Origin of the sequence: Streptomyces sp. H27-H5 (genome assembly GCF_026627505.1) — a bacterium.
Classification (GTDB): Bacteria; Actinomycetota; Actinomycetes; order Streptomycetales; family Streptomycetaceae; genus Streptomyces.
Genome location: NZ_JAPNLK010000180.1, coordinates 1 through 8,318 on the forward strand (window position 1 = coordinate 1; position 8,318 = coordinate 8,318).

The 8,318-nt window shown below is 73.5% G+C and carries 6 protein-coding genes and 1 tRNA gene; 3 read left to right on the forward strand and 4 right to left on the reverse strand.

Annotated features, from left to right (window positions below; all coding sequences use genetic code 11):
* The first annotated feature begins 153 nt into the window (after nt 1-153).
* From OTB19_RS40615 to OTB19_RS40625, 3 genes are all read left to right on the forward strand, one after another.
* Nucleotides 154-1,386, forward strand: coding sequence for a sensor histidine kinase (locus tag OTB19_RS40615; protein ID WP_267803876.1), 1,233 nt, complete (start codon nt 154-156; stop codon nt 1,384-1,386).
* 62 nt (nt 1,387-1,448) lie between these two features.
* Nucleotides 1,449-2,060, forward strand: coding sequence for a response regulator transcription factor (locus OTB19_RS40620; protein WP_267803877.1), 612 nt, complete (start codon nt 1,449-1,451; stop codon nt 2,058-2,060).
* A gap of 22 nt (nt 2,061-2,082) precedes the next feature.
* A tRNA-Gly gene (locus tag OTB19_RS40625) sits at nt 2,083-2,155 on the forward strand.
* A 101-nt stretch (nt 2,156-2,256) separates the two neighbouring features.
* Here the strand turns inward: OTB19_RS40625 and OTB19_RS40630 are convergent.
* From OTB19_RS40630 to purD, 4 genes are all read right to left on the reverse strand, one after another.
* Nucleotides 2,257-3,174, reverse strand: coding sequence for a phosphoribosylaminoimidazolesuccinocarboxamide synthase (locus tag OTB19_RS40630; RefSeq protein WP_267803878.1), 918 nt, complete (start codon nt 3,172-3,174; stop codon nt 2,257-2,259).
* A gap of 196 nt (nt 3,175-3,370) precedes the next feature.
* Complete coding sequence (locus OTB19_RS40635) at nt 3,371-4,849, reverse strand: N,N-dimethylformamidase beta subunit family domain-containing protein (RefSeq protein WP_267803879.1); 1,479 nt, start codon at nt 4,847-4,849, stop codon at nt 3,371-3,373.
* 182 nt (nt 4,850-5,031) lie between these two features.
* Nucleotides 5,032-6,609, reverse strand: coding sequence for a hypothetical protein (locus OTB19_RS40640; protein WP_267803880.1), 1,578 nt, complete (start codon nt 6,607-6,609; stop codon nt 5,032-5,034).
* A gap of 276 nt (nt 6,610-6,885) precedes the next feature.
* Nucleotides 6,886-8,139, reverse strand: coding sequence for a phosphoribosylamine--glycine ligase (purD, locus tag OTB19_RS40645; protein ID WP_267803881.1), 1,254 nt, complete (start codon nt 8,137-8,139; stop codon nt 6,886-6,888).
* Nucleotides 8,140-8,318 lie beyond the last annotated feature (179 nt).

Sequence of the window (8,318 nt, forward strand, 5' to 3'; positions counted from 1 at the left end):
CCGTGTGCCGGACCGAAGCCGGGTCGTCCGAGGACCGCTTCCCGCAGGATGCCTGCGCGCTCACACAGCGTCACCAATCCAGCCACGCCCAACCGGCAAAGGACCTGCGACGCGCTGCACTAGGCAACGCGAACGAAGTCGGGGGCGGGAACCGTGTCGAAGCTGACCGGGTGGTGGAAGAACCGCAGCAGCGCGGGGAAGGTCGAGCTGTACACACGCTGGTCGTTCCACCTCTTCGTGGCGATCGAGATCCTGACCTTCGGACTCGGCGGCCTGGTCCTCGGCCCGCGGGACGTGCCGGGCTCCGCCGAAGTGGGCCTGCTGGTGCTGATGTGCGTGCACTCCGTGCTCGTCGGGTTCCTCTCCTCCCGGGCGCTGGACTGGCTGGTGGGGCGCCGGGACCGGCCCGTGTGGGTGGCGGTGGCGACGGTGGCCGTGACGGCCTTCGGATGTGTCGCGGTCCTCGTCCTGCGCCGGACCGGGCACGTCGACGAGACCGTCGCCCCGATGCTGGTGACGGGCATGACCTGCTTCGCCTCCGGCTCGCTGGTGATGTGCCTGGAGAAGGTCCGGCACATGTGGGGGGTCGCGCCGGCCCACGCCGTGGCCACCGGCCTGACGGTGGTCGCCGTGGGGCTGCCGGTACAGGAGGGCGTCGGGTATGCCATCGGGGTGCTGCTGAGCGGTCTGTTCCTCAGCCTCGCCTGTGGCTTCTCGGCGTGGCTGCTGCGGATCGTGTACGAACTCGACCGCGCCCGGGAGCTCCAGGCGCAGCTCGCGGTGGCCGAGGAACGGCTGCGGTTCGGCCGGGACCTGCACGACGTGATGGGGCGCAACCTGGCGGTCATCGCCCTCAAGAGCGAGCTGGCGGTACAACTGGCCCGGCGCGGTCGTCCCGAGGCGGTGGAGCAGATGATCGAGGTCCAGCGGATCGCCCGCGAGTCGCAGCGCGAGGTACGGGACGTCGTGCGCGGCTACCGGGAGGCGGACCTGGCGGTGGAGCTGGAGGGTGCGCGCGGGGTGCTGAGCGCGGCCGGGATGGACTGCCGGGTCGAGTTCGAGGCCCGGCGGGCCCTGCCCGTGGAGGTGCAGTCGGCCCTGGGCTGGGTGGTCCGGGAGGCGACCACCAACGTCCTGCGGCACGGCGACGCACAGAGCTGCCTGATCCGGCTGGCCGAGGCCGCCGACGGATCGGGCGCGCTGACCCTGCTGGTGGAGAACGACGGGGCCCCCGAGCTGCCGGCCGGTCCGCCCGGTTCGGGGCTGGCGGGGTTGCGCGAGCGCCTCGCGGTGGTCGACGGAACGCTGTCGGCGGGCCCCTCCGAGGGCGGCCGGTTCCGGCTGCTGGCGCGGATCCCCGAACAACGACTGACGGTGCGGGCATGAGCCCCGCGCCCACGACCGGAGGTGCGGGCGTGAACCCCGTACCCGCGACTGGAGGTGCGGGCGTGAACCCCGTACGCGTACTGCTCGCCGACGACGAGCACCTGATCCGCGGCGCCCTGGCCGCGCTGTTGGCCCTGGAGGACGATCTGCTGGTCGTCGCGGAGGCGGCGTCGGGGCCGGAGGCGCTGGCGATGGCCCGGGCGCACCGGCCGGACGTGGCGGTGCTGGACCTGCAGATGCCGGGGGCGGACGGTGTGAGTGTCGCCACATCGCTGCGGTCCGAACTCCCCGGCTGCAAGGTCATGATCGTGACCAGTCACGGCCGGCCCGGCCACCTCAAGCGGGCCCTCGCGGCGGGCGTGCGGGCCTTCGCGCCGAAGACGGTGTCGGCGCAGCGACTGGCCGAGCTGATCCGGACCGTGCACGCCGGAGGCCGTTACGTGGACCCCGAGTTGGCCGCCGACGCGATCAGCGCGGGGGACTCCCCGCTGACCGCCCGGGAGGCGGAGGTACTGGAACTCGCGGCGGACGGGGCGCCGATCGCGGAGATCGCGGAGCGGGCCTCGCTCACGCAGGGAACGGTGCGCAACTACCTGTCCTCGGCGGCGACGAAGCTGGGGGCCGAGAACCGGCACACGGCAGTGCGTCTCGCACGCCGGCGAGGTTGGGTATAGTGGGTACCGCGCTACGGCGCATGCGGACATAGCTCAGTTGGTAGAGCACCACCTTGCCAAGGTGGATGTCGCGCGTTCGAGTCGCGTTGTCCGCTCTGTACGAAGAAGCCCCCCGGTCCTCGGACCGGGGGGCTTCTTCGTGTTCGTGGGCTCTCGGTGTCCCCGGCCCGCTCGGCGGGCCGGGGAGACGGGAGGTTCAGCGGCCGGTCTTCTCGGTCCAGGTCAGGCCGGTGAGCCGCTCGTACGCCTCGATGTACTTGGCGCGGGTCTGCTCCACGACCTCCTGCGGCAGGGCCGGGGGCGGGAGTTCGCCGGTGCGGTCCCAGCCGGAGGCGGGGGAGGCCAGCCAGTCGCGGACGTACTGCTTGTCGAAGGAGGGCTGGGCGCGACCCGGCTTCCACTGGTCGGCCGGCCAGAACCGCGAGGAGTCCGGGGTCAGCACCTCGTCGGCGGCGACCAGCGTCCCGTCGGCCCCGAAGCCGAACTCGAACTTGGTGTCGGCCAGGAGGATGCCCCGGTCGCGGGCGATGTTCCGGGCGCGGGTGTAGACGGCCAGGGTGGCCTGGCGCAGCAGCGCGGCCGTCTCGGTGCCGACGGTGCGCGCGACCTCCTCGTAGGAGACGTTCTCGTCGTGCTCGCCGACCTCGGCCTTGGCGGCCGGGGTGAAGATGGGGCCGGGCAGCTCCGAGCCGTCCACGAGGCCCTCGGGCAGGCCGAGTCCGCAGACCGTGCGGGTCCGGTCGTACTCGGCGAGGCCGGAGCCGGTGAGGTAGCCGCGGGCCACGCACTCGATCGGGACCATGTCGAGGTTCTGGCAGATCAGGGTGCGGCCGGCCCAGTCGGCGGGGGCGCCGGCGGGCAGGGTGGTGCCGATGACGTGGTTCGGCACGAGTTCCTTGAGCTGGTCGAACCACCACAGGGAGAGCTGGGTCAGGACCCGGCCCTTGTCCGGGATCTCGGTGGGCAGGACCCAGTCGAAGGCGGACATCCGGTCGCTGGCGACCATGACGAGGTTGCCGTCCTCGTCGCGGTAGAGATCGCGGACCTTGCCGGTGTGGAGGTGGACGAGGCCCGGCACCTGAGCCGGCTCGGGCTTTTCGACGAATCCGGACACGGGGTCTCCCTGTGGTTCTGTACGAGCGCGGTCCCATTGTCCCGTACCGGGCCGCGCGCCCTCGCCAGGGGGGCGCGGCCCGTCGCGTCGGTCGGGTGCGGGATGCCGTGTCGGTCGGGGAACGGGTGTCGGCGTCGGCGTCGACCGAGGTGCCGTGTCGGTCGGGTGCCCGTGCCGGTGCCGGTCGGGGGGCGTGTCAGTCGTGTTTGCAGATCCGGTCGAGAAGATTGGCCGTGGCCCGCTGGATCCGTTCGTCCACGTGGCCGGGGCGGTCGAGTGCCGGGGACCAGGCGAAGGTGCCGGACGCGAACACCCAGGCTCCGCTGGGCGACCGGTACAAGGACGTCTCTTGGTGGCGCTTGGCGCCCTCGCTGTCGAGGTACGGGGAGTGCGCGAGCAGGATGCGGTCCTGGTGCTCGGGAAGCTGGGTGCGCGGGAAGTACCGGTCGGCCTCGCCGGCGACCAGTCCGTCGAGCTCGTCGTTCTCGGAGGCGCCGGTGGAGTCCCAGAGCCAGTGCGTGGAGTTGCGCACGATCAGGGGCGCGGGCTCGGGGACCCGCCCCGCGTACTGGATGCCGAGCAGTTGCTGTTCGGGGCGGTCGACCTCGCGCCACAGGCTGGGGCGACCGGGTCCGCGCCGCTTGCGGCAGGTGAGGAGCCGGTCCTCGATCCCGGACGGGGAGGGGGCCAGTTCGACCTGCCAGTACATGGTGTTGGCGGAGAGGAACACGAGCGAGGTGCCGTGCTCGCGGGCGCGCTCGACGGTGCGGCGCATGGGGGCCGACCAGTACTCGTCGTGCCCGGGGAAGACCAGGCCCCGGTAGCGGGTGGGATCGACGCGGCCGGCGTGCAGGTCCCGGGTGTCGGCGTAGGCGATGTCGTAGCCGTAGCGCTCGGCCCAGCGGATGAAGTCGTAGGCGTGGCCCACGTGGAGCGGCAGGCCGGCGCCCGCGTAGGGGCGGTCGAAGGAGACGGTGGTGGCGGCGTCCTTCTCCCCGAGGAGACGGCCCTGCTCGTCCCAGGCGTGGTAGAGGCTCGCGCCCGTGTGGCCGTCCTCCGGGTAGAGGTTGTAGGCCTGCCAGGTGATGTCGGGCAGCAGGAGCAGCAGGTCGGCGGGCTCGTCGTCGCGGACCGTGAAGGGGATGTGGGAGCGGTAGCCGTCGACGGTCGTCAGGACGGCCACGTACGCGCCGACGTTCCAGTACGAGGGGACCTGGAGCCGCCAGGACAGCCACCAGTGGTGGCAGGAGACCGTCCGGTCGGCGGTGAGCGGGGCCGGCTGGACGATGCCGGAGAGCCGGGGACTGGAGTGGATCTTGCTGGCGCCGTCACCCGCGTAATGGCCGATGCGGTAGATGTCGACGGAGAACTGTTGGGGCGGGTCCACGGTGATGTGGAAGTCGATCGCCTCGCCGGGGGAGACCGCTCCGGTGGACGCGAAGCCCTTGATCTGCCGGTGGACGTCATCGGCGGTGAGCGGGCCGCCGCCGCTGCGGGCGCGCGGGATCTGGCCGGGGGCGACGGCGGGGTCGACGTACCAGGGGACGACCTGGCCGGTGTCGTCGAAGTACAGCTCGCTCCCCCGGAACCAGGGCAGCGGTCCCTGCCCGAAGGGATCGTTCACCGCGTGCGCGAGCGCACCTGATTCCCACCGCCGGATCTGGTCCGCACTCATCCCGCTCCCCTCCCTCGCTCCCCCGAACGTGCATCCGTCGACCCCAGCACATCACATAACGCGCGCACTCCGTCACCGTTCGTCGCGAAAAAGCCTTGTCACGTGGCCGGCAGGCGACGGCGCCGGATCCGGGGCGAGGGAGCGCGCGCGGGCGCGCGGCCCCGGGCGGTGCCTGCCGCGCCTCACACCAGCCGGACCGGCTTCTCCGGGCGGACGCCGATCTCCTGGAGCCAGTCCCGCAGCGGCTCCGGGTCGCCGTCCTCGACCAGACACAGCACCCGGGGCGCGAGGTCCGAGCGGCGTGCGCCGCCGACCAGCAGGACGGGGCCGTCGAGCCAGTCCAGGCCCGGCGCGGCCCCGGCGGAGTCCACCGCCGCGCAACAGACCAGCGCCGTCACGTGGTCGGCGAGCAGGTCCCGCCCGCTGCGCGGCGCCTGGAGCGGGAAGAGCGGCACGGCGTCCGCGGTCCGCGCCACGGAGTCCGGCCCGGACTCCTCCCGCGCGAGGTCCCCGCTGAGCCTGCCCGCCAGCGACTCCCCGGCGGGGACGGCGTCCGTGAGGAAGGCGATGACCCGCTCCACGGTGGGGGCGGCGGCGGCCGCCAGCCCGTCGAGGACGGCGTGCAGTCGGGCGGCCTCCGTGCGCCACTTCCGGTCCACGACCTCTTCCGGGTACGCGGCCCAGTCGACCGGGGACCAGTCCGGGCCCGCCTCGGCCGGACCGCCGTGGAAGAGCCGCGCGGCCAGCAGCGAGGCGGCCTCGTCGACGGCGCCGGGCTGCTCCAGCAGATCGCAGGCGGGGCGCTCGCCGAGCCGGGAGGTGAACCCGTCCGCGAGGCGGTCGCGGCGGGACAGCTCGGTCAGCGCGGACACGACGCCGGCGTCGAGGCGTGCGGGCCAGCGGCCCATCCGCCAGGCCGGCAGGGCCACCCGGGTCAGCAGCCGGTCCCAGCCCGCGTAGGCCAGCCCGACCTGCTCCTGGGCGACGATGCGCAGCCCGTAGTCCACGCCGTGGGCGCGGTCCGAGGCGGCGGCGGCGACCCCGCGCTCCATCTCCGCGGCGTCCACCCGGCACAGCCGCAGCAGCAGCCGGGCGGGCGGGGCGATCCAGCCGAGGCCGGGCCTGGCGCCCACGTCCACGGCGGCGTCGAGCCCTCGTACGAAGCCCCGGGCGTCGGCTATGTCGGGGTGCGCGGAGGGGCCCGTGCCGGCGACGACCGGCGCGAGGACGGCACGGAGTTCCGCGACGCGCATCCACCACAGGAACGGCGAGCCGATCACCAGCACGGGGGCCGCGCCGGGCATGGACTCGGGGCGGCCGGCGGCCGTGTCGGCGCGGCGGTGGGCGGGGTGGGTGCGGTCCTCCAGCCAGCTGTCGCAGTCCGGGGTCAGGGCTATCGCGGAGGGCGCGGGCACGTCCATCCGGTCGGCGAGGTCGCGCACCAGCCGGTACAGATCGGGGGCGGCGGTCTCGGACAGCGGCACCGTCGGGGTCACGGCGGGGCCGGCCCGCTGCACGACGGCGGCGAAGAGCCCGCCGACCAGCAGCACCAGGGCGGCGACCACGCAGACGGTCAGGGTCACCGCGGGCCAGGGGTCACCGGGCAGCCGCCCCGTCATCCGGGCGGTGACGAGCACCACCGCGAGGGCGGCGGGCAGCAGCGCGAGGGCCAGCGCCCTGCTGCGGACCCGCAGCACGGCGAGGGCTCGGGAACGCGCGGACGGCGTCCCGACTTCAGCGATCGAACCGGTTCCGGACACGGCCGGACCTCACCCCCTCTGCCCTGCGGCGGCTTTGCTCACTCCCCCACTGTGACACCCGCCACCGACATCGCAATGCCGGTGGGCCATGTGCCGGAGTGCTTGCGCCGCACCCTAGTTGGGGCCGGCGCGACAGTCAGGCGGTCCGGGCCACCATCACCCGATGGAATGGCTTTGGGTAAAGGTGGGTGCGTTCGAACGCGGCCGGATGCAGTCGCACGCGCGGGCCCGGGCGCGCAGAGTGCGCCCGGGCCCGCGTTCACGTCGTTCCGCTGTTCAGCGGCCTTCGGCGGCCTTCGCCGCGATATCCGTGCGGTGCTGCGAACCGTCGAGGCGGATGCGGGCGACGGCCTTATACGCCCTCTCGCGGGCCTGTGCCAGATCGGAACCGGTCGCCGTCACCGAGAGGACGCGACCGCCCGCGCTGACGACGGAGTCGCCGGCGAGGCGGGTTCCGGCGTGCAGCACGTACGCGTGCGGGGCGTCCTGCGCGGCCACGTCGGCGAGGCCCTCGATCGGGTCCCCGGTGCGCGGGGTCTCGGGATAGTTGTGCGAGGCGATGACGACGGTGACGGCGGCGTCGTCGTGCCAGGCGAGCGGCGGCTCGGTGTCCAGGGTGCCCCGGGCCGCGTTCAGCAGCACGCTCGCGAGCGGGGTGCGCAGGCGGGCGAGGACGACCTGGGTCTCGGGGTCGCCGAAGCGGGCGTTGAACTCGATGACCCGAACCCCGCGCGAGGTGATCGCCAGGCCGGCGTACAGCAGCCCCGAGAAGGGGGTGTCGCGGCGGCGGAGCTCGTCGACGGTGGGCTGGAGCACGGAGGCCATGACCTCGTCGACCAGCTTCGGGTCGGCCCAGGGGAGCGGGGAGTACGCGCCCATGCCACCGGTGTTCGGGCCCTCGTCGCCGTCGAGCGCGCGCTTGAAGTCCTGCGCGGGCTGGAGGGGCAGGACGGTGACGCCGTCGGTGATGGCGAAGAGGGAGACCTCGGGGCCGTCGAGGAATTCCTCGATGACGACCCGGTCGCAGGCCAGCGCGTGGGCGCGGGCGGCGGCGAGGTCGTCGGTGACCACGACGCCCTTGCCGGCGGCGAGGCCGTCGTCCTTGACGACGTACGGGGCGCCGAAGGCGTCGAGGGCGGCGTCCACCTCTTCCGGGGTGGTGCACACGTAGCTGCGGGCGGTCGGAACCCCCGCCGCGGCCATCACGTCCTTGGCGAAGGCCTTGGAGCCCTCCAGTCGGGCCGCGTCGGCGGAGGGGCCGAAGACGGGGATGCCGGCCGCGCGGACGGCGTCGCCGACCCCGGCGACCAGCGGGGCCTCCGGTCCGACGACGACCAGGTCGGCGCCGAGCTCGACGGCGAGGCGGGCCACCGCGTCACCGTCGAGGGCGTCGACCGGGCGCAGTTCGGCCACCTCGGAGATCCCGGCGTTGCCGGGAGCGCAGTACAGGGCGTTGACGTCGGGGTCGAGGGACAGAGAGCGGCACAGGGCGTGTTCGCGGGCGCCGCCGCCGATGACGAGGACCTTCACGCCATGAAGCGTAGCCCGCGCTCCGGATTCCCTTTCGTGCGGCCACCCAATGAGCCTCGATCCACCGCGTGATCTCTGGTCACGCGGTGTGATTGTTTTCGGGGCGGGTTTCCGGTTTTGGGCAGGGTGGGTTTCCGGCTGGCCGCTGCCGGTGGCGGGTTCTCCAAGGTCTTCCAGGT

What these genes read in the sequence shown, in the direction of transcription:
- OTB19_RS40635 (WP_267803879.1), bottom strand. Translation starts at nt 4,849, where the DNA reads ATGAGTGCGGACCAGATCCGGCGGTGGGAATCAGGTGCGCTCGCGCAC.